This is a genomic window from Yoonia vestfoldensis SKA53 (assembly GCF_000152785.1).
GTDB lineage: Bacteria > Pseudomonadota > Alphaproteobacteria > Rhodobacterales > Rhodobacteraceae > Yoonia > Yoonia vestfoldensis_A.
Genome location: NZ_CH672414.1, coordinates 2,912,716 through 2,933,841, shown reverse-complemented (window position 1 = coordinate 2,933,841; position 21,126 = coordinate 2,912,716). Strand labels below are relative to the sequence as shown.

General features: G+C 62.1%; 21 protein-coding genes. 17 read left to right on the top strand and 4 right to left on the bottom strand.

From position 1 onward, the window contains the following. Position 1 precedes the first annotated feature (1 nt). Together SKA53_RS14315 and SKA53_RS14310 are read left to right on the top strand one after the other, a co-directional pair. Entirely contained in the window at positions 2 to 691 is a 690-nt protein-coding gene (locus SKA53_RS14315; protein ID WP_040483332.1) for a glutathione S-transferase, read from the top strand. 41 nt (positions 692 to 732) lie between these two features. After that, positions 733 to 2,247 (top strand): YifB family Mg chelatase-like AAA ATPase, encoded by a 1,515-nt coding sequence (locus SKA53_RS14310; RefSeq protein WP_007206890.1) that lies wholly within the window; start codon positions 733 to 735, stop codon positions 2,245 to 2,247. Between the two features lie 38 nt (positions 2,248 to 2,285). Here the strand turns inward: SKA53_RS14310 and gshB are convergent, their stop codons facing one another. The 3 genes from gshB to rsmI all read right to left on the bottom strand — a co-directional run bounded on the left by gshB (position 2,286) and on the right by rsmI (position 4,520). Next, positions 2,286 to 3,239, bottom strand: a complete 954-nt coding sequence (gshB, locus tag SKA53_RS14305) for a glutathione synthase (protein ID WP_007206889.1) — start codon at positions 3,237 to 3,239, stop codon at positions 2,286 to 2,288. 67 nt (positions 3,240 to 3,306) lie between these two features. Then, positions 3,307 to 3,663, bottom strand: coding sequence for a YraN family protein (locus SKA53_RS14300; RefSeq protein ID WP_007206888.1), 357 nt, complete (start codon positions 3,661 to 3,663; stop codon positions 3,307 to 3,309). Continuing rightward, positions 3,660 to 4,520, bottom strand: coding sequence for a 16S rRNA (cytidine(1402)-2'-O)-methyltransferase (gene rsmI, locus SKA53_RS14295; RefSeq protein WP_007206887.1), 861 nt, complete (start codon positions 4,518 to 4,520; stop codon positions 3,660 to 3,662). Before rsmI ends, SKA53_RS14300 begins: the two co-directional genes overlap by 4 nt. Before the next feature lie 106 nt (positions 4,521 to 4,626). Here rsmI and SKA53_RS14290 point away from each other — a divergent pair, with 106 nt between their 5' ends. The 3 genes from SKA53_RS14290 to murJ are packed head-to-tail and all read left to right on the top strand — an operon-like array spanning position 4,627 to position 10,163. Beyond that, on the top strand, positions 4,627 to 5,805 hold the full coding sequence (locus SKA53_RS14290; protein WP_007206886.1) for a penicillin-binding protein activator: 1,179 nt from the start codon (positions 4,627 to 4,629) through the stop codon (positions 5,803 to 5,805). Then, the gene (locus SKA53_RS14285; RefSeq protein ID WP_007206885.1) at positions 5,786 to 8,578 is read left to right on the top strand and encodes a [protein-PII] uridylyltransferase; all 2,793 of its coding nucleotides are present in this window, start codon (positions 5,786 to 5,788) and stop codon (positions 8,576 to 8,578) included. Before SKA53_RS14290 ends, SKA53_RS14285 begins: the two co-directional genes overlap by 20 nt. 22 nt (positions 8,579 to 8,600) lie before the next feature. Continuing rightward, positions 8,601 to 10,163, top strand: a complete 1,563-nt coding sequence (murJ, locus tag SKA53_RS14280) for a murein biosynthesis integral membrane protein MurJ (RefSeq protein ID WP_007206884.1) — start codon at positions 8,601 to 8,603, stop codon at positions 10,161 to 10,163. A 52-nt stretch (positions 10,164 to 10,215) separates the two neighbouring features. Here the strand turns inward: murJ and SKA53_RS14275 are convergent, their stop codons facing one another. Beyond that, positions 10,216 to 10,905, bottom strand: coding sequence for a rhomboid family intramembrane serine protease (locus tag SKA53_RS14275; RefSeq protein ID WP_007206883.1), 690 nt, complete (start codon positions 10,903 to 10,905; stop codon positions 10,216 to 10,218). An 87-nt stretch (positions 10,906 to 10,992) separates the two neighbouring features. Here SKA53_RS14275 and trpS point away from each other — a divergent pair, with 87 nt between their 5' ends. From trpS to SKA53_RS14215, 12 genes are all read left to right on the top strand, one after another. Further along, on the top strand, positions 10,993 to 12,009 hold the full coding sequence (gene trpS, locus SKA53_RS14270) for a tryptophan--tRNA ligase (RefSeq protein ID WP_007206882.1): 1,017 nt from the start codon (positions 10,993 to 10,995) through the stop codon (positions 12,007 to 12,009). A 93-nt stretch (positions 12,010 to 12,102) separates the two neighbouring features. Next, entirely contained in the window at positions 12,103 to 12,597 is a 495-nt protein-coding gene (locus SKA53_RS14265) for a VOC family protein (protein WP_040483331.1), read from the top strand. A gap of 190 nt (positions 12,598 to 12,787) precedes the next feature. Beyond that, positions 12,788 to 13,243: a universal stress protein gene (locus SKA53_RS14260; protein ID WP_040483330.1), complete on the top strand. Its 456-nt coding sequence runs from the start codon at positions 12,788 to 12,790 to the stop codon at positions 13,241 to 13,243. A gap of 87 nt (positions 13,244 to 13,330) precedes the next feature. After that, entirely contained in the window at positions 13,331 to 13,894 is a 564-nt protein-coding gene (locus SKA53_RS14255; RefSeq protein ID WP_007206879.1) for a NifU family protein, read from the top strand. Positions 13,895 to 13,911: 17 nt separating this feature from the next. Further along, on the top strand, positions 13,912 to 14,496 hold the full coding sequence (gene tsaB, locus SKA53_RS14250; RefSeq protein WP_007206878.1) for a tRNA (adenosine(37)-N6)-threonylcarbamoyltransferase complex dimerization subunit type 1 TsaB: 585 nt from the start codon (positions 13,912 to 13,914) through the stop codon (positions 14,494 to 14,496). Further along, the gene (locus SKA53_RS14245) at positions 14,493 to 14,912 is read left to right on the top strand and encodes a GNAT family N-acetyltransferase (protein ID WP_007206877.1); all 420 of its coding nucleotides are present in this window, start codon (positions 14,493 to 14,495) and stop codon (positions 14,910 to 14,912) included. The genes tsaB and SKA53_RS14245 overlap by 4 nt, the downstream gene beginning before the upstream one ends. A gap of 188 nt (positions 14,913 to 15,100) precedes the next feature. Beyond that, positions 15,101 to 16,096 (top strand): BMP family lipoprotein, encoded by a 996-nt coding sequence (locus SKA53_RS14240; protein WP_040483013.1) that lies wholly within the window; start codon positions 15,101 to 15,103, stop codon positions 16,094 to 16,096. A 76-nt stretch (positions 16,097 to 16,172) separates the two neighbouring features. Beyond that, positions 16,173 to 17,777: an ABC transporter ATP-binding protein gene (locus SKA53_RS14235; RefSeq protein ID WP_007206875.1), complete on the top strand. Its 1,605-nt coding sequence runs from the start codon at positions 16,173 to 16,175 to the stop codon at positions 17,775 to 17,777. Positions 17,778 to 17,779: 2 nt separating this feature from the next. Further along, positions 17,780 to 18,874 carry an ABC transporter permease gene (locus SKA53_RS14230; protein WP_007206874.1) on the top strand — a complete coding sequence of 365 codons (1,095 nt, stop codon included), beginning with the start codon at positions 17,780 to 17,782 and terminating at the stop codon, positions 18,872 to 18,874. Beyond that, a complete protein-coding gene (locus SKA53_RS14225; RefSeq protein ID WP_007206873.1) occupies positions 18,871 to 19,293 on the top strand; it encodes a hypothetical protein in 423 nt (140 codons plus the stop codon). The genes SKA53_RS14230 and SKA53_RS14225 overlap by 4 nt, the downstream gene beginning before the upstream one ends. Continuing rightward, on the top strand, positions 19,294 to 20,262 hold the full coding sequence (locus tag SKA53_RS14220; protein WP_007206872.1) for an ABC transporter permease: 969 nt from the start codon (positions 19,294 to 19,296) through the stop codon (positions 20,260 to 20,262). It abuts the gene before it with no gap. Continuing rightward, positions 20,246 to 21,052, top strand: coding sequence for a purine-nucleoside phosphorylase (locus SKA53_RS14215; RefSeq protein WP_007206871.1), 807 nt, complete (start codon positions 20,246 to 20,248; stop codon positions 21,050 to 21,052). Before SKA53_RS14220 ends, SKA53_RS14215 begins: the two co-directional genes overlap by 17 nt. Positions 21,053 to 21,126: the final 74 nt, after the last annotated feature.

Here is a 21,126-nt window from a genome sequence, read left to right as displayed (position 1 = left end):
CATGACATATACAATTTACATCGGTGACCGGACATTCAGCAGCTGGTCCTTGCGCGGCTGGCTGATGCTGGAAAAATTCGGCCTGCCCTATCAGACCCGCATGGTCGGGCTTTATGCCGGGACCATGGCGGCGGAACTGGCCCATATTGCGCCTGCACGCACCGTGCCCGCGATGACGACACCCGAAGGCTTTGTTTTGACCGACAGCCTTGCCATGGCCGAGACATTGGTGGAACGCCATCCCGATATGGCGCTTTATCCGCACGATCCGGCGGCACGCGCGCTGGCGCGGTCGATCTGCGCCGAAATGCACAGCGGTTTTGGTGCCTTGCGTGGGCAATGCCCGAATATGATTGCCCATGTCTGGGACGGGTTCACCCCATCCGACGCCGTGCTGGCCGATCTGGCGCGGATCGAGGAGCTGTGGGCGTTGGCCCGCGCGCGGCACGGCACGGACAGCCCGTGGCTGTTCGGGGATTATTCACTTGCGGATGTCTTCTATGCCCCTGTGGCGATGCGGATCACCACCTATGGCCTGCCGGTCAGTGCTGCGGCACAGACCTATGTCGATGCCCATCTGCGCGATCCGGCCTTTGTCGATTGGCGCAAGGATGCGATGACCGAAATCCATGATCCTTGGCCCTATCCAATGGACCTGCCTTGCCGCGACTGGCCCGTTAACCATTCGTAAACCGCCACACGCTACCCGTTAACCAAAAGCGGGAGCAGCGCATGGTCGCCATCGCCTATACAGTGGCCTTTGAAGGGATCGAGGCCCGTCTGGTCGAGGTGCAATGCGCCGTCACCCCCGGCGTGCCTGCCTTTTCGATTGTCGGTTTGCCGGACAAGGCCGTGTCCGAAGCACGCGAAAGGGTGCGCGCGGCGCTGACGGCGATGGCCATCGCGCTGCCGTCGAAACGGATCACTGTCAACCTGTCACCTGCCGATCTGCCCAAGGAAGGGTCGCATTTCGACTTGCCTATCGCGCTGGCGCTGCTGGCGGCGCTGGATATCATCCCGCGCGACGATGCGGTGCAGACCGTGGCGCTTGGGGAATTATCGCTGGATGGCACGCTGGTGCCGGTCGTGGGTGCGCTGCCTGCCGCGATGACGGCAGCCAGCGAAGGGCGGATGCTGCTATGTCCGGCTGCCTGCGGGGCAGAGGCGGCCTGGGTCGGGGCAGCAAATGTGATCGCGCCCCGCAGTCTTGCCGCGATGGTGCGGCATTTCACCGGGCAAAGCGTGATCGCGCCATCCGTACCGGGCGAGGCGCAGACCGCCAAGCAAAGCCGTGATTTCGCAGACGTAAAGGGCCAGGAACGCGCCAAACGCGCGCTGGAAATCGCCGCTGCGGGGCGGCATCACCTGTTGTTGGTCGGCGCGCCGGGGTCGGGCAAATCCATGTTGGCCGCGCGGATCGCAGGCATCCTGCCGTCCCTGTCGCCTGCAGAGGCGCTGGAAACCTCGATGATCCATTCGCTGGCGGGGCTGCTGGATGATGGCGGGATCAACCGCGAACGGCCCTTCCGCGAACCGCACCACACAGCGTCGATGGCAGCCATCGTCGGCGGCGGGCGCGGCGCGAAACCGGGCGAGATTTCACTGGCGCATAACGGCGTGCTGTTCATGGACGAATTCCCCGAATTCCCGCGCACCGTGCTGGAAACACTGCGCCAGCCGATCGAAACCGGCGAAGTCGTGGTCGCGCGCGCCAATGCGCATGTGCGCTATCCCTGCCGGTTCATGCTGGTCGCCGCCGCCAACCCCTGCAAATGCGGCTATCTGGCCGACCCCGCCCGCGCCTGCACCCGCGCGCCGGTCTGTGGCGAAGATTATATGGGCCGCATATCCGGCCCGCTGATGGACCGTTTCGATCTGCGCATCGAGGTGCCGCCGGTCGCGTTTCAGGATCTTGATCTGCCCCAATCGGGCGAAAGGTCCGCCGTGATCGCGGCCCGCATCGCGGCGGCCCGCGCACGGCAAACGGCGCGGTTCGCAGGTCATCCGCAGGCGCGGGTGAATGCCGATGCCGAGGGCCATCTGCTCGAACAGATCGCCACGCCCGACGCCGAAGGGCGCGCGCTCTTGCTGCGCGTCGCCGAGAAATTCGGCCTGTCGGCGCGCGGCTATCACCGGATCTTGCGGGTGGCACGCACCATCGCCGATCTGGACGGGTCAGATGCTGTCGCACGCCACCATGTGGCCGAGGCAGTGGGCTATCGGCTGGCCATGGCGAAAGAGGTGTAGTTTCGGGTTCCGTTGGCCTCCGGCACTACACACGGTGATTACGCCACATCGCGCGCGCGCCGGCTTTCGATGGCCTGCCAGATCTTTTCGGCAATATTGACGCCGTCGAACCGTTCCAGTTCCTGAATGCCGGTGGGCGAGGTCACGTTGATTTCGGTCAGCCAGTCGCCGATCACGTCGATGCCGACGAACACCTGCCCCTTTTCGCGCAAAACCGGCCCGATCCGGGCGCAGATTTCGCGATCACGGTCGGTCAACGCAACCTTTTCAGGCCGCCCGCCCACATGCATGTTGGACCGGGTTTCGCCCGCGGCAGGCACACGGTTGATCGCGCCGGCGGGGTCGCCATCGACAAGGATGATGCGCTTGTCGCCCTTGGACACGGCAGGCAGGAATTGCTGCATGATCAGCGGTTCGCGGTTGATGCCTGCGAACAATTCATGCAGCGACGCAAGGTTCGCGTCACCCGCTGACAGCTTGAACACACCGGCCCCGCCGTTGCCATAGAGCGGTTTCAGGATCACATCGCCGTATTCCTCGCGGAAGGCACGCAAGGTCTGCAGATCACGCGCGATCATCGTGGGCGGTGTCAGGTCAGGAAAGTTCAGCACCAACAGCTTTTCAGGGGAATTGCGTACCCAGAACGGGTCATTCACCACCAGCGTGGCAGGGTGGATCATGTCCAGAATATGCGTCGTCGTGATATACCCCATATCAAAGGGCGGGTCCTGCCGCAGCCAGACAACATCCATGGCCCGCAGGTCCAGTTCGGCAGGCGCACCAAGGCGGAAATGATCGCCTTTGACGCGCTGCACCTGCAACGGCCAGCCACGGGCGGTCACGCGCCCACGGTCATAGGCCAGCATGTCCGGCGTGTAATAGAACAGCTCATGTCCACGGGCCTGCGCCTCTTCCGCAATGCGGAAGGTGCTGTCGGCATCGATGTTGATCGGCCCGATCGGGTCCATCTGGAACGCGACTTTCAACGCCATGGTGCCACCTTTGTTAGCGAATGATACCGCTACATGCCGCAGCGCGCCGTCCGGCGCAATGGCGTGTTCACGCCTCCATAAAGGCGTTTTCGATCACATTGACAGCACCAAGCCGGTCAACCAGCGCAAGATCAAAGCGCATATCGGTCAATTGGCCCCGTGGTTCACCCGCCAGAAATTCCGCCGCACTTGTGCAAAGCCGGTCCATCTGCCGCCGTCCAAGGCGTTGTGCTGCCTGGGCGAAACTGGCGCTTTTCTTGACCTCGACGAAAACCACCGTTTCCCCATCGCGCAGGACCAGATCGATTTCACCGGATTTGCCGCGCCAGCGCCGGGCCGCGACCTGATGGGCGCGTGCGGCATAATTGCGCGCGACGATATCTTCGGCGGCAAGACCGGCGTGATAGCTGACCAGACCTGTCATGCCCCGTCCCCCAGCCCCAAGGCGATCTGGTAAACCTGCCGCCGCGGCAAGCCCAGCGCACCGGCAACAACAGTGGCCGCATCTTTCACACGCATGGTTTTCATCGCTTCTTTCAATGCTTCGGTCACATCGCCATCAGCCACATCCGTGGCCCCGGCCCGCCCCACCAGCACGACCAATTCGCCCTTAATGTTGCGGTCAGCATAATACGTTGCCACCTCGTCCAGCGTACCGCGTGTGGTTTCCTCGAATCGTTTGGTGAGTTCGCGGCACACCACCGCTTGCCTTTCACCGCCCAATGTATCGCGCAAACTTGCTAACATTTCCCCAACGCGTTTGGGGCTTTCATAAAATACCAGCGTAAACGGCACATCGCGCAGTGCTGCGATGTCGGTTTCGCGTTGCTGGCGCGCGGCGGGCAAGAACCCGATAAAGGCAAACCTGTCGGTGGGCAGCCCCGACACCGTCAGCGCCGCCAGCACCGCCGAAGCACCCGGCGCCGTCGTCACCGGCACCCCGGCCGCAATCGCGGCGCGCCCCAGCTCATAGCCCGGATCGGCGACCAGCGGCGTACCAGCTTCGGAGACATAGGCCACGGATTTGCCTGCAGCCATATCCGCGACCAACCGGTCAACCGCGCCTTCGCCGCTATGGTCATGAAAGGCCACAACCTTGCGCCCGTTCAGCGGCACACCGTGGATTTCCATCAACTTGCGTGCGGTGCGGGTATCCTCGGCGGCGATCAGATCGGCAGAGGCCAGGACATCCAGCGCGCGCAGCGTGATATCGCGCGCCGACCCGATCGGGGTCGCGACGAAATAAAGACCGGCAGAGAGTGGCTTGGTCAGATGATTCATGGCTGGACCCTTGTCGCCCCTGCTTTATGATGTGTTACGAACACCGCACGGAACGCGCGGTCTAGTGGACCTGCCAGCTTGTCCAACAATCAGAAGGAATAACACCATGTTCGCCGCTTTTCGTCAGGGCTGCAAGCCGGTCACACGTCTTTTTGCCTTTTTGTCTCTGGCATGGCTGGCGGCCTGTGATGCGCCGTTGCAGACCGGTACCAATCTTGGACCGATGGTCAGTTCCATGCGCGCTGTGCAGGTCGCGCTGCTGGTGCCCGGCGGATCGGGCGAGGGGAGCAATGCTTTCCTTGCGCAGAACTTTGAAAACGCGGCGCGCATGGCAATTGCCGATCTGAACGGGCCGATGATCGATTTGCGGGTCTATAACACGGCGTCCGATGCCACGCAGGCGGCTGTTGTCGCGCGGATGGCGGTGGATGACGGTGCCCAGATCATCCTTGGGCCATTGTTCGGCGAGGCCGCCAATGCCGTGGGCGTTGCCGTGGCCAACAGCAATGTCAACGTGCTGGCCTTTTCCAACAACACCAGCATCGCGGGTGGCAATGTCTTTATCCTGGGGCAGACTTTTGACGATACCGCGCGCAGGCTGGTCCAATATGCAAGCGGGCAAGGCGTGGACCGGTTCATGATCGCGCATGGCCAGGACATCGGCGGCGAGATGGGCCGCGATGCCATCGCCAGCGCCGTGCGTCAGAACGGATCGCTGCTGGTCGCGGCCGAAGCCTATCCGCTGTCGCAGGCCGGCATCTTTTCCGCGACGCGCCAGCTGGTCGACACGGCGCAGGCGACCGGCGCGCAGGCGATCTTTACCACTGCGGGGGCCAATGCCGATCTGCCGATCATCGCCACCGGCCTACCAGAGGCCGGGCTTGACCCCACCCAGACCCGCCTGATCGGGCTGACCCGCTGGGATGCCGTGCCGCAGCTTTTGGCGCTGCCCGGTGTGCAGGGCGGTCTGTTCGCCATGCCCGACCACGGCCCCGCGACCCTGTTTCAGGACCGCTATGCCGCGACCTATGGATCGCAGCCACATCCGCTGGCGGGGCTGGCCTATGACGGGATCGCCGCTGTGGGGGCGTTGATCGCCACGGGTGACGGCGCGCTGACACACAATGCGCTGACCACGCCAGAGGGCTTTCGCGGCACATCAGGGGTTTTCCGTCTGCTGCCCAACGGGCAAAACGAACGCGGGTTGGCCGTTGCCACCATCCAACAAAATCAGGTCATGATCCTTGAACAAGCCCCTAGAAACTTTGGCACAGCCGGGTTCTGAACCCGTCCGCACCCGCCATGTCGAAGCACCGGACGGGTTGATCTGTCCGGCCGCTGTCATTTTTGACACGGCCGCCGTATCCGCACGGATCGCCGCCGAAACCGCCGGTGTCGCATCGGAAAAGGAGGTGCGCGCCATCGCGGTGCGCATCCTGACCGAGGCCCGTCAGGCGGGCCTTGCCGAGATCAGCACGGCCTTTGCGATGCAGCCTTTTGCATCGCGCCCGACGACGCGCGCCTATTGCTGGCTGACCGACCAGATCGTGACCATCGTGCTGGATGTGGCGACCCAACGCCTGCATCCGGCCCCGAACCCGACCGAGGCGGAAAAGCTGGCGCTGATCGCTGTCGGCGGTTACGGGCGCGGCGAAATGGCCCCTTATTCGGATGTCGATCTGCTGTTTCTGACCCCCTACAAGATCACCCCCTGGGCCGAAAGCGTGATCGAATCCATGCTGTACATGCTGTGGGACCTGAAACTGAAAATCGGTCACGCCAGCCGGACCATCAAGGATTGCCTGCGTCTTGCGCGCGAGGATTACACGATCCGCACCGCCTTGGTCGAATACCGCTATCTGGCGGGCGATGCGGCGCTGGCGCAATCGCTGGGTCAGCGGCTGTGGCAGGATCTTTTCCGCAATACCGCCAGCGATTTCATCGAAGCGAAACTGGCCGAACGCGCCGAACGGCACCGTAAACAGGGTGGCCAGCGCTATATGGTCGAACCCAATGTGAAAGAGGGCAAGGGCGGGCTGCGCGACCTGCAATCCATGTTCTGGATGAGCAAATACGTCAATGGCGTCAAACATGCAGCCGAGCTTGTGGGTCTGCGGGTCTTTACCCAAGACGAATTCGAAGCCTTCGTGAAGGCCGAGGATTTTCTGTGGGCCGTGCGCTGCCATCTGCACCTGATCGCGGGCCGCGCGGTGGACCAGCTGACCTTTGACATGCAGGTCGAGGTGGCATCCGCCATGGGCTATACCGATCACGGCGGCAGGCGGGCGGTCGAACATTTCATGCAGGCCTATTTCCGCGAGGCCACGCGCGTCGGCGAATTGACCCGCATTTTCCTGACCGCGCTCGAGGCGACCCATACCAAGCCCGAACCAATGCTGGTGCGGTTTCTGACCCGCCGCAAGGCGGCCAAACCGCCCTATGCGATCAAACAGAACCGGCTGACCATCGCTGACGAACCTGCGTTCTTTGCCGACAAGCTGAACATGCTGCGCATCTTTGAAGAAGCCCTGCGCACTGGCACCCTGCTGCATCCCGACGCCATGCGCCTGATCGCATCGCATCTGCATCTGGTCGATGACGCCATGCGTCAAGACCGCGAGGCGAGCCGGATTTTCCTTGATATCCTGCTCAAGCACGGCAACCCCGAACGGGGCCTGCGGCGGATGAACGAACTGGGGATGCTGGGGGCCTTCATCCCCGAATTCGCGCCGATCGTGGCGATGATGCAATTCAACATGTATCACCATTACACCGTCGATGAACACACGATCCAATGCATCAGCAACCTTGCCCAGATCGAACGCGGTGAATTGATCGAGGAATTGCCGGTGGTGTCGGGCATTCTCAAGCACGGGATCAGCCGCAAGGTGCTGTATGTGGCGCTGCTGCTGCATGATATCGGCAAGGGCCGCCCCGAAGATCACGCCATCCTTGGCGCACAGATCGCGCGCAAACTTTGCCCGCGTCTGGGGCTGAGCAAGAAAGAAAGCGACACTGTCGAATGGCTGATCCGCTATCACCTGCTGATGTCGGATGTTGCCCAGAAACGCGACATTGCCGAACCGCGCACCGTGCGCGGCTTTGCCAATGCGGTCAAATCGGTGGAACGGCTGGACCTTTTGAGCGTGCTGACGGTCTGCGACATCCGCGGCGTTGGCCCCGGCACATGGAACAATTGGAAAGCGGTGCTGATCCGCAACCTTTACAAGGCCACGCGCGCCGCGCTGGAAACCGGGCTGGAGGATCTCAACCGCGAAAGCCGCGAGGCCGAGGCAAAACGCGCCCTGCGCGCTGCGCTGTCGGATTGGGACGCCAAGGCGCTGAAAACCGAGGTTGGGCGCCATTACGGCCCCTATTGGCAGGGCCTGCCCAATGCCGCGCAGGTGATCTTTGCCAATCTGTTGCGCGACATCGACGATGATCAGGTCTGCATCGACCTGATGCTGGATGCCGACCGCGACGCGACCCGCGCCTGTTTTGCCATGGTGGACCACCCGGGCCTGTTCAGCCGGATGACCGGCGCGCTGGCGCTGGTGGGGGCCAATATCGTGGATGCGCGCACCTATACGTCCAAGGACGGCTATGCCACTGCGGTGTTCTGGGTGCAGGACGGCGACGGCAATCCTTACGAGGAAAGCCGCCTGCAACGCCTGCGCCAGATGATCGTGCGCACCCTGCGCGGCGAGGTGGTCGCGCGCGAGGCGCTCAAAGACAAGGACAAGATCAAGAAACGCGAACGCGCCTTCCGCGTCGATACAAAGATCACCTTTGATAATGACGGGTCCGAAATCTATACGATCATCGAGGTGGACACCCGCGACCGCCCCGGCCTTTTGTATGATCTGACGCGCACCTTGGCCAATGCGCATGTCTATATCGCCTCTGCCGTGATCGCGACCTATGGCGAACAGGTGGTCGATACGTTCTACGTCAAGGACATGGTCGGGCTGAAATATTATTCGGAGGCCAAGCGCCAAAGCCTTGAACGCAAATTGCGCGAGGCCATCGCGCAAGGCGCACAACGGGCCATATCGTGAGTTTTGCGCGGCGGGCAAGGCCATGAAACAGGTGCGCCTGATGGCGGGCTTTTTCACGGTGGGGCTGTGGACCCTGCTCAGCCGGGTGGCGGGTTTTGTGCGCGACATCTTTATCGCGGCCTATCTGGGCACGGGGCCAGTGGCCGAGGCGTTTCTGGTCGCCTTCTCGCTGCCCAACCTGTTCCGCCGGTTCTTTGCCGAAGGCGCGTTCAACATGGCCTTCGTGCCGATGTTCGCCAAAAAGCTCGAAGCCGACGACGGCGCGCATCAATTTGCACAGGATGCCTATCTTGCAATGTCGGTGATCTTGTCGGTTTTCACCGTGATCGGGATCGTGGCGATGCCCGCGCTTGTTGCGGCGATGGCCAGCGGGTTTATCGGGACCGAAAGGTTCGATCTGGCCGTTTATTACGGGCGGATCGCCTTTCCTTATATCCTGTTCATCTCGCTGACGGCCCTTTTGTCGGGCGTGCTGAATGCGACAGGCCGGTTCACCGCCGCCGCCGCCGCACCGGTAATCCTGAACGCGGGCTTTGTCGTGGCCTTGCTGATCGCGGCAGCCACGAGCACAGGCCCCGCGGTCGCCAATCCCGAACGGATGGGCCTATGGCTCGCCTCTGCGGTGCCATTGGCGGGGATCGGGCAATTGGCGATGGTCTGGTGGGCGGCGAAACGCGCGGGCTTTGCCCTGCGGATCGGCAAACCCCGCTGGACACCGGCGCTGAAACGGCTGGCGCTCATCGCCGCACCGGCCGCATTGGCGGGCGGCGTGGTGCAGATCAACCTGCTGGTGGGCCGTCAGGTGGCCAGCTATTTCGACGGTGCGGTGGCGTGGCTTTCCTATGCCGACCGGCTGTATCAACTGCCCTTGGGGGTCGTCGGCATCGCGATCGGCGTGGTGCTGTTGCCCGATCTGTCACGGCGGTTGCGCGCGCAGGATCTGGCGGGCAGCAAAGATGCGTTCAACCGCGCCTGCGAAGTCTCTCTCGCGCTGACGATCCCCGCCGCCGTGGCACTGGTGGTCATAGCCCTGCCTTTGGTCGGCGTGTTGTTCGAACGGGGTGCGTTCGACGCCGCTGACACCAGCGCCACCGCATTGGCGGTCGCGGTCTATGGGCTGGGGCTGCCCGCTTTTGTCATGCAAAAGACGCTGCAACCTTTGTTCTTTGCACGCGAAGACACCAAACGGCCATTCTATTACGCGCTCGTCGCGCTGGTGCTGAATGCCGCCCTTGCCGTGGGTCTGTCGCCCCTGATCGGCTTTATCGCCGCGGCATGGGGCACCAGCCTGACCGGCTGGGCGATGGTCTGGCTGCTCTGGCGCGGCAGCCGCGACATGGGGGATGCGGCCAATTTCGACGCAAGGTTCAAATCGCGGCTGCCGCGGATCATCGCGGCCTCGGCTGTGATGGCGCTGGTGCTGGCCGCACTGTCCGCCGTGATGGCACCCTATTTCGACATCCCGACATGGCGCTATCTGGCGCTGCTGGCCCTGATCATGGCAGGCATCACCACCTATTTCGGCACGGGACAGTTGATCGGCGCCTTCAAACTCGCCGAGTTCCGGCGCGCGATGAAACGCTGATCGCCCCTCATCGTCCGAGCATAAATATCCCCGCCGGAGGCATAAAAGTCCTTTACGACCTCTGCCGCACCCGCGTCAGCAGCATGGCCCAGCCACCGGGTGCCAATGGCACCGCCAGCATAAAACCTGCCGCGAACCCTGTCAGTTCCGCGATCCATGACTGGCCCGCGCCAAAGATCAGCCCGAACCCCAGTTGCAGCGCCAGCAAAAACCCGATCAGCCGGAACGCCATCAGCTGGTTTTCCCCCGCCTGCCCCAGCCGTAGCCAAAGCACATAGGTATAAGCCCCGATCAGGCCGTACACAGGTGTAAACCCGCCAAGCAACGGCGCATTGCCCGTGACCAGCAGTCCGTAGACGACCGCGCCCGCAATCGCGCTGGCCAGATAAATCACCAGCACCTTCAGCCCGCCGAAATATTCCGACGTGAACTTGCCCAAGGCCAGCGTCAGCGCGGCACAAAACGCGCTCTGTACGATTTCGCCATTGACGAAGGGATAGGTCACAAAGCGCATCAGCATATCGACCGACCAATCGCCCTGCACCAGCACGCGGTCCAGCACGGCGGGCGAAAAGCCGAACCGGCCCACCGCCTCCATCCGCCAGCCAAGACCACGCGGCCCGCCGATCAGCCCGGCATTGGCCAGCTGGAACGCGGCCTCAGCGCCAATAATCAGCAGCGCAAGGCCGATCACGACAGGTGAAAGGTCATTGATCGGTTTCTCGGACATGTTGTTGGACATCGGGAACCTTCGGGCAGTTGAAGTTGACGGGCCTGTCTGGCATGGGTATGCGACGCTTGCCCTGAAATCCAGCCCGGACGTTGCCCCATGACCCAGCCGACCTTTACCCCGCGCGTTTTTTCCGGGATCAAACCTTCGGGCGGCCTGCAACTGGGCAATTATCTGGGCGCGATCAAACGGTTCGTCGGCATGCAAGGCACGATGGAAACCATCTATTGCGTTGTCGATCTGCATGCGATCACCGTCTGGCAGGACCCCAAGGATCTGGCCAATGGCACGCGCGAGGTTGCGGCGGGCTATCTGGCGGCTGGCCTCGACCCTGCGAAATCCATCCTGTTCAACCAAAGCCGTGTGTCGGGCCATGCCGAATTGGGCTGGATCTTCAATTGTGTGGCGCGTGTGGGCTGGATGAACCGGATGACCCAGTTCAAGGACAAGGCTGGGTCGAATGCGGAAAAGGTGTCGCTCGGGCTTTATGCCTATCCGTCGCTGATGGCGGCGGACATCCTGCTTTATCATGCGACCCATGTGCCAGTGGGCGAGGATCAAAAACAGCATGTGGAACTGACGCGCGATATCGCCGCCAAATTCAACCACGATTACGGCATCGATTTCTTTCCGCTGACCGAACCGGTGATCGACGGGCCTGCGACGCGGGTGATGAACCTGCGTGACGGGACCAAGAAAATGTCCAAATCCGGCGACAGCGATATGGAACGCATCAACATGCTCGATGATGCCGACACGATCGCCAAAAAGTTCAAAAAGGCCAAGACCGACGCCGAGCCTTTGCCCGAAACAGTCGAAGGGTTGAAAACACGCCCAGAGGCGCGCAATCTGGTGGACATCTATGCCGCCCTTGACGACACCACGCCAGAGGCCGTGATCGCGCAATATCCGGGTGCCGGCTGGGGCACTTTCAAGCCCGCGCTGGCCGATCTGGCGGTGGCGAAACTGGCCCCCATTTCGCAAGACATGGCACGTTTCATGGCCGATCCCGCCGAGATTGACCGCATCCTGGCCCAAGGGGCCGATAAGGCCCGCGCCATCGCGCAACCCGTGCTGCAACGGACCTATGATATCGTGGGGCTGCTGCGCGGCTGATCTGCAAAGGCGCACAGCCGCTCTGTATTGCTGCCCGATGACGACGGGGCGAACCATGCTTATCCTGACAGCATAGCTGAAAGGATCACACCCATGTCTGCCCCTGCCACCACCCGTATCGGCCATGTGCATCTGCGCGTGTCCGATCTTGACCGCGCGATTGCCTTTTATGGCGATATTCTGGGCTTTCACATCACACAGCGGTTCGGGACAGGTGCAGCCTTTCTCGCCGCAGGCGATTATCACCACCATATCGGGCTGAACACTTGGGACAGCCTTGGCGCCACGCCACCGCCTGCCGGGCATACGGGGCTTTACCACACCGCATTCCTTTTTCCCGATCGCGCAGCGCTGGGGGCGGTCGTTGCACGGGTGCTGGCGGCGGGCCTTCCGCTGGACGGAGCGGCCGACCACGGCGTCAGCGAGGCCGTCTATCTGCGTGACCCCGACAATAACGGGGTCGAGCTTTATACCGACAAACCGCAGGCCGACTGGCCCCGCGATGCCAGCGGCGCCTTGCGGATGACCAACAACAGGCTTGACGTGCGGGCGCTGGTCGATTTCGCGCATAAGGTGTCACAAAACTGAATCCGGCAGGTGGGAGGTTGCAAGCGCGCTGCATGGATTCGCTCTGCTCCGCCCCGGCTAGGTGTCGTCTCCCCCAGTGACACCATGGTCTCGCAGGCACCCGGTGTTCCCCGGCACCGGGTGCCAATGCGGCCCACCCGTTGCCAGCGCCATGTTCCTGCTGCACTATGCCCCGAACAGGAGTATGAACATGCGCAAGTTTCTGGTGGTGCTGGACGACAGCCGCGAATGTCTGAACGCGATGCGGTTCGCCGCGATGCGCGCCGCACGGTCGGGCGGTGGTGTGACGATCCTGTCGGTAATCCCGCCCGACGAATTCAACCACTGGATCGGCGTTGGTGAAATCATGCGTGCCGAGGCCCGCGAACGGATCGAGGTGCATTACGAGGTTTTCGCCAAATGGATGCGCGACAAGCAGAATATCCATCCCGAACTGATCATCCGCGAAGGCGAACCGCTGGATGAGATCATTGCGCAGATCACCGAAGACCCCGAAATCGGCGTTCTAGTGCTGGGGGCTGGCACCGATACCAAAGGCCCCGGCCCGCTGGTCACACAGCTCAGCCGTCAGGCCGGCAGCCTGCCGGTGCCGATCACCATCGTGCCGGGGGATCTGTCGAAAGAACGGCTCGAATCGATTACCTGACGCCAGCGTAGTTTAGAATCGTTCCAAATCCTTGACAGATCGCGCCTGCATGCGCATATTCAAAGCCTGAAACAGAAGGTCCGCATCATGTTCATCCAGACCGAATCGACCCCGAACCCCGCAACGCTGAAATTCCTGCCCGGACAAAACGTGCTGGAGGTCGGCACCGCCGATTTCCCCAATGCCGAGGCCGCGCAGCATTCGCCGCTGGCCCAGCGCATCTTTGCCGCTGGTGGCGTTTCGGGCGTGTTCTTTGGCATTGATTTCGTCACCGTGACCAAGGCCGATGGCGCGGAATGGGACCATATCAAGCCCGGCATCCTGGGCGCGATCATGGAACATTACCAATCGGGGCAATCGGTGATGGCCGCCGACCACAAACCCGTCAGCGGACATGCCGAACATAGCGGCGAAGATGGCGACATCGTCACACAGATCAAGGAATTGCTGGATACGCGCGTGCGCCCTGCCGTGGCGCAGGATGGCGGCGACATCACATTCCACGGCTTTGACCGCGGGATTGTTTATCTGCACATGCAAGGGGCCTGTGCCGGTTGCCCGTCATCCACACTGACGCTGAAAATGGGCATCGAAAACCTGCTGCGCCACTATATCCCCGAGGTGATCGAGGTCCGGCCTGTCGCGGCCTGAGCGGACGCGCATCAATCATGCTGCCTGACACCAGACTGATCGCATTCGACACATCGGCGGCGCATTGCGCCGCCGCTTTGCTGTTGGGCGACCGGATCATCACCCGCATCGACGATATGGCCAAAGGGCAAGCCGAACATCTGATGCCGATGCTGCAAGAGATGCTGACAGCCCAAGGGCTGACATGGCACGATCTGGACGGGATCGGCGTCGGCACCGGCCCGGGCAATTTCACCGGCATCCGCATTTCGGTCAGCGCCGCGCGCGGTCTGGCCTTGGGGCTGGGCAAGCCTGCGGTTGGGGTGTCGGTGTTTGACACGACACAGCGGCTGTCCAATCGCGCACAGGTTGCTGTGCCTGCGCCGCGCGACCAAGCCTATCTGATGGACTTTGACACGATGGCCAAGGCGGTCATTGTGCCTTTCGGGGGTTTGGGCGCTGCCGCGCTTTCGACCGACCACAGCCCTGCGGCACATGTGGGCTGCATGGCGCAGATCGCGGCAAGCCGGATCGGCGGGGATCATCCGCGCCCTACCCCGCTTTATGTGCGCGCTGCCGATGCGGCACCCGCGCGCGATGCGGCACCCGTGATCCTGCCATGACGCCAGAGGCATTGGCCTACATCCACGCGCTGGCGTTTTCCAGCACGCGCGCATGGTCGGCAGCAGAATTCCGCGACCTGCTGGACCAACGCGGCATGATATTGACGGGCGACGACCGTGCCTTTGCCCTGCTGCGCGTGACGCTGGACGAGGCCGAGGTGCTGACGATCGCCACCGCCCCCGAACATCGCCGCAAGGGGCTGGCCCGCGCGGTGCTGGCGCAGGCGGAAACGGCGGTACAGGCGCTGGGTGCCGCCGTGATCTTTCTTGAGGTGGCCGAGGATAATGACGCCGCGCGCGCGCTTTATGCGCAGGCGGGCTATGCCCAGATCGGGCGGCGGCCCGGTTATTATCTGCCCAAAGATGCAGCACCTGTCGCGGCATTGGTATTGCGCAAGGCACTTGTCGCCCAGTAACGCGGCGTCAGGTGCATGACCGGCGATCAATCCTCTGACAGATGCCCGATTTGGCGCAAAAACCTGTTGATCTTCGTCAGCCGCCCATGCCTTATCTTGCGATGGCCCGACAATGGTCGGCTAAGCAATCAACCGAAGGCGCAGGCGAACAGCCGGCAAGACTTCGAAAAACGACTTGGGAGACGACGATGACCGTTATGCATAAACTTCTTGGCGCATCCGCAGCACTGGCTCTGAGCGCCGGTGCCGCTGCCGCCGATCCAGCCATCCTGTTCGATCTGGGTGGCAAGTTCGACAAATCCTTCAACGAAAGCGCCTATAACGGGGCAGAGCGTTGGGCCACCGAAACCGGCGGCACCTATGCCGAGGTGGAAATCCAGTCCGATGCACAGCGTGAACAGGCGATCCGCCGTTTCGCTGAATCCGGTGCCAACCCGATTGTGATGGCGGGCTTTTCATGGGCCACGCCGCTGGAAAAAGTGGCTGCCGACTATCCCGACACCAGCTTTACCATCATCGACATGGTCGTTGACGCGCCCAACGTCCGGTCGGTCGTGTTCAACGAACATGAAGGGTCCTATCTGGTCGGTATGATGGCTGCGATGGCCTCTGAAACCGGGACAGTGTCCTTTGTCGGTGGCATGGACATCCCGCTGATCCGCAAATTCGCCTGCGGCTATGCCCAGGGCGTGCTGGCCGTGAACCCCGATGCAACCGTGATCGCCAACATGACCGGCACCACACCTGCGGCGTGGAACGATCCGGTGAAAGGGTCCGAACTGACGCTGGCACAGATCAGCCAAGGGTCCGACGTGGTCTTTGCCGCGGCCGGTGGCACCGGTGTGGGTGTGTTGCAGACCGCCGCCGACAGCGACATCTTGTCGATCGGCGTCGATGCCAACCAGAACTATCTGCACCCCGGTCAGGTTCTGACCTCTATGCTCAAGCGCGTGGATAACGCGGTTTATGACGCATTCACCCAAGGCGAGGCACTGGAAACAGGGTTTAACGTCATGGGCGTGGCGAACGACGGCGTGGGTTACGCGCTGGATGAATTCAACGCAGATCTGGTGACCGCAGACATGCAGGCCGCCGTCGATGCCGCCGCTGCCGACATCGCGGCAGGTACGCTGGCTGTTCACGATTATTCATCCGACGAAAGCTGCCCTGCCCTGACGTTCTAAGACGTCCGACAGGCCATAAAAACGGGGCCGCGCTGATATCCATCCGCGCGGCCCTTTGTACAAGGACAAGCGCCGCATGACCGCCCCAGCCCCCGCCATCGAGCTCAAAGGTATTTCCAAGGCATTCGGCCCGGTGCAGGCCAACAAGGATATTTCCATCCGCGTCATGCCCGGCACGATCCACGGGATCATCGGTGAAAACGGCGCCGGCAAATCGACCCTGATGTCGATCCTTTACGGGTTCTACAAGGCCGACAAAGGCGAGATTTTCATCGCAGGCAAAAAGATCAATATCACCGACAGCCAAGCCGCCATCGCCGCAGGGATCGGCATGGTGTTCCAGCACTTCAAACTGGTGGAAAACTTCACCGTGCTGGAAAACATCATTCTGGGGGCCGAGGACAGCGGTCTGTTGCGCCCCTCGCTGGCGCGCGCGCGGCGCGAGTTACAGGCGCTGGCGGAAGAATACGAACTCAACGTCGATCCCGATGCCGTGATCGAGGATGTCGGCGTCGGCATGCAGCAGCGTGTCGAGATCCTCAAGGCGCTCTACCGGCGGGCCGACATTCTTATTCTGGACGAACCGACCGGCGTGCTGACCCCCGCCGAGGCGGATCATTTGTTCCGTATCCTTGAAAACCTGCGCCGCGAAGGCAAAACGATCATCCTGATCACCCATAAGCTGCGCGAAATCATGGATATCACCGACACCGTCAGCGTGATGCGCCGTGGCGAGATGACAGCGACCGTCAAGACCGCCGAAACCAGCCCCGCCCAGCTTGCCGAACTGATGGTTGGCCGCAAGGTGCTGTTGCGCGTGGACAAGACACCGCCCGTGATCGGGCGCAAGATACTGGAAGTCCACGATCTGAACGTCACAGATGACAAAGGCGTCCACCGCGTCAAAGGCGTCAGTTTCGACGTCCATGCAGGCGAGATATTGGGTATCGCGGGGGTGGCGGGCAACGGTCAGTCCGAATTGCTCGAGGTGCTGGGCGGCTATGAACGCGCCACCGGCAGCGTGCGGATGAACGGCGCGGATATCGACCTGACCGGCGCGCATTCCGACGGGCAAAGCAGGCGCGCGCATGGCATCGCCCATGTCCCCGAGGACCGCCAGCGCGAAGGTCTGATCATGGATTTCGAGGCTTGGGAAAACACCGCCTTTGGCTATCACCATGACGCGCGCTATCAACGCTCACGGCTGTTCATGGACAATCAGGCGATCCTGCGCGACACCGCCGAGAAAATGGCCCGTTTCGACGTGCGCCCGCCCGACCCCAGACTGGCCGCCAAAAGCTTTTCCGGCGGCAACCAGCAGAAAATCGTGCTGGCCCGCGAAATTGAACGCAACCCTGACCTGTTGCTGATCGGCCAGCCGACACGCGGCGTCGATATCGGCGCGATCGAATTTATCCACCAGCAGATTGTTGCGCTTCGGAATCAGGGCAAGGCAATCTTGCTGGTTTCGGTCGAGCTGGAGGAGATTTTATCGCTATCCGACCGGATCGCCGTTATGTTTGACGGCAAAATCATGGGCGAGCGGATGCCACAGGACACAGATGAAAAAGAACTCGGTCTGCTGATGGCAGGCATGACGACCGCGCCCGCAGGCGATCCGTTTCAGGCCGTTGCGCAAAACCTTGCCTATGCAGGCGGCGACGCCGTCAAGGGGACCTGATCATGGATGTCATGCCAAAATGGGCCGATGTGATCCTGATCCCGCTGATCTCGATCCTGCTGGCGGCGATGCTGTCGGCGCTGGTGATCCTTGCCATCGGTGAAAGCCCGTGGGCCGCGCTCAAGCTGATGGTCGATGGCGCGCTGGGGTCGACCTATGGGTGGGGCTACACGCTGTATTACGCCACCAATTTCATCTTTACCGGTCTTGCGGTGTCCGTCGCCTTTCACGCGCGGCTGTTCAACATCGGCGGCGAAGGTCAGGCCGTGCTGGGCGGCTTGGGTGTGGCGCTGGCCTGTCTGTATATCCCATGGCCGCATTGGTCGCTGGCCCTGATCGGCGCTTGCCTGATGGCGGCGGCCTTTGGCGCGGCATGGGCCGCGATCCCTGCGTTTTTGCAGGCCAAGCGCGGCAGCCATATTGTCATCACTACGATCATGTTCAACTTTATCGCGGCCGCCTTGTTGAATTACCTGCTGATCGGCGCTCTCAAGGTACCAGGGTCGATGGAACCGGCGACAGCCACCTTTCCGCCCGCGACGCATCTGCCGTCGTTTCAGGATATGTTCAATTTCGGCGGGACGACCTTTTTCCGGGGCGCACCGGCCAATGTCACCTTTTTCGTGGCGGTCGCGGCCTGTGTCGCGATCTGGGCGCTAATCTGGCGCACCCGGTTGGGATATGAATTGCGGTCTTTTGGCCATTCGGAATCAGCCGCGAAATATGCGGGCATCAGCCCGACCAAGATCATCATGGTCACCATGCTGGTGTCCGGCGGTCTGGCCGGGATGATGGCGATCAACAACGTGCAGGGCGAGGCTGAACGGCTGGTCCTGAACGCCGTCGAAGGGGCGGGCTTTATCGGCATCGCCGTCGCATTGATGGGGCGCAGCCATCCTTTCGGGGTGTTGCTGGCGGCCCTGCTATTTGGTTTTCTGTATCAAGGCGGCGCAGAGCTTGCCCTATGGACCTCGATTCCGCGTGAACTGATCATCGTCATACAGGCTTTGGTGATCCTGTTCACGGGCGCATTGGACAATATGGTGCGCATGCCGCTGGAGCGGCTTTTCCTGGCGATGAGGAGAGCAAAACAATGATCGCAGGCCCTTTCAAGATCGGTGTCGACGATGACACCGGCGCTGACCTTGGCTTTGTACTCAGCTGTCTGGCGCTTGGCATGATTACGATGGATGAATTGCACCGCTGGATTTATCATGTGATCGCGCAGACCCCGGATGGCGCCGTGCCGCCGCATCTGGTGGCGCTGCTGGCGGTCAAGAACCGCGCCAATGTGTTCCGCCCGAACGAAGCCGTGATGGCCCGTATCCCGCATGATCCGTTCATCACCGATGAAAGGTTCGACGCGATGCTGGGGCTGCAATTTTTCATGCGCCGCGACAAACCGCAGGTGAACGACATCACCCAAGCGCAGGCCGAGGCCGCCCTGCGCCGCAACCCCGAGGTTGCCGACCGCTTTTTCGCGCTGTTCCCCTTCCTGACGGAGGCTGTTGCCTAAATGGATTTTGCAACCCTTCTGCAGATGCTGGACGCGACATTGCGTCTGGCGACACCGCTTTTGCTGGCCTGTCTGGCCGGCCTGTTTTCAGAGCGTGCCGGTATCTTTGATATCGGGCTGGAAGGCAAAATGCTGGCCGCCGCATTCATGTCGGCGGCAATTGCGGCCGTCACCGGCGATGTCTGGCTGGGGCTGCTTGCGGGGATCGGCGCGTCGTTGGTCCTGTCGGCGATCCACGGGGTGGCGTCGATCACCTTTCGGGGCAATCAGCTGATTTCAGGGGTGGCGATCAATTTTCTGGCGGCAGGGCTGACCGTTGTCGTCGCGCAAAGTTGGTTCCGCCAAGGCGGGCGCACCCCGCAATTGTCGGGTGACGGGCGGTTCAACCCGATCACCCTGCCCTTTGCCGATGCGATCCGCGATGTGCCGGTGATCGGGCCGATCTATTTCGAATTGATTTCGGGCCATACGATCCTTGTCTATTTGGCACTTGCGATGGTGCCACTGACATGGTGGATTTTGTATCGCACAAGGTTTGGCCTACGCCTGCGCGCGGTGGGTGAAAATCCCGCCGCAGTCGATACCGCCGGTGTGTCTGTCGTCGGGCTGCGCTTTGCCGCAATCGGCATTTGCGGCGTGCTGGTCGGGATCGCGGGTGCCTATCTGGCGACCGCCTTGCAGGCCGGTTTCGTCAAGGACATGAGCGCCGGGCGCGGCTATATCGCGCTGGCGGCGCTGATCTTTGCCAAATGGCGGCCCTGGTATGCGCTTTATGCCTGCCTGCTGTTCGGCTTCCTGCAAGCCTTGTCGCTGCGCCCTGACATCATCACCGGAGTGATCGGTTTCCGCGTCAACGGCCAGTTCCTTGATGTGCTTCCTTATATTCTGACCGTGATCATCCTTGCCGGTTTTGTCGGCAAGGCGATCCCCCCACGCGCAGGCGGACAACCCTATGTCAAAGAACGCTGACACCCTGAGCCAGCAGATCAAGTCCCTCGCGGGCGCGGCCCCCGTGCGTCTGGGCCTGATCCTTGGGTCAGGGCTTGGTCATATCGCGGATGCGGTGGACGGTGTGGCGATCCCTTACGATGATCTGCCGGGGTTTCCGCATGCGGGCGTGTCGGGTCATAATCCCAAGCTGGTGATCGGCGATCTGGAAGGCGTGCGTGTCGCGGTGTTCGGCGGACGTGCGCATTATTACGAACAGGGGCGCGCCGATGTCATGCGCCTGCCGTTGGAGGTGTTGCGCGCCTTGGGCGGGCAAGCCGTGATCGCCACCAATGCTGCAGGGTCGATGCGCGCCGATATGCCCACGGGGTCGATCATGTGCCTGTCGGACCACATCAATTTTTCCGGACTGAACCCGCTGATCGGGGAACCCACCGATGCGCGGTTCGTCCCGATGAAAGACGCCTATGACCCCGCGATCCGCAGCGCGCTGCGCGCCGCCGCCGACAGCACCGGCACTCAGATGGCCGACGGGATTTATGCGTGGTATTCCGGCCCGTCGTTTGAAACCCCCGCCGAAATCCGCGCGATTGCGATGTTGGGGGCAGATGCCGTGGGCATGTCCACCGTGCCAGAGGTGATCCTTGCGCGGTTCCTTGGCCTGAAAGCTGCCGCCATTTCCACCATCACCAATATGGCGGCAGGGCTTAGCGACGAGGCGATCAGCCACGAACATACCAAGGCGATGGCCCCGATCGGTGCGGCCAAGCTCGAAAAGGTGCTGCGCGCCTATCTGCGCGGGCTGGCATAGGTCCAGTTCCCGACCAGCGTTGATGCCAAGTGGCGCAAATGCCGCGAATGCCGCCTTTCCTGCATGAGAGCGTT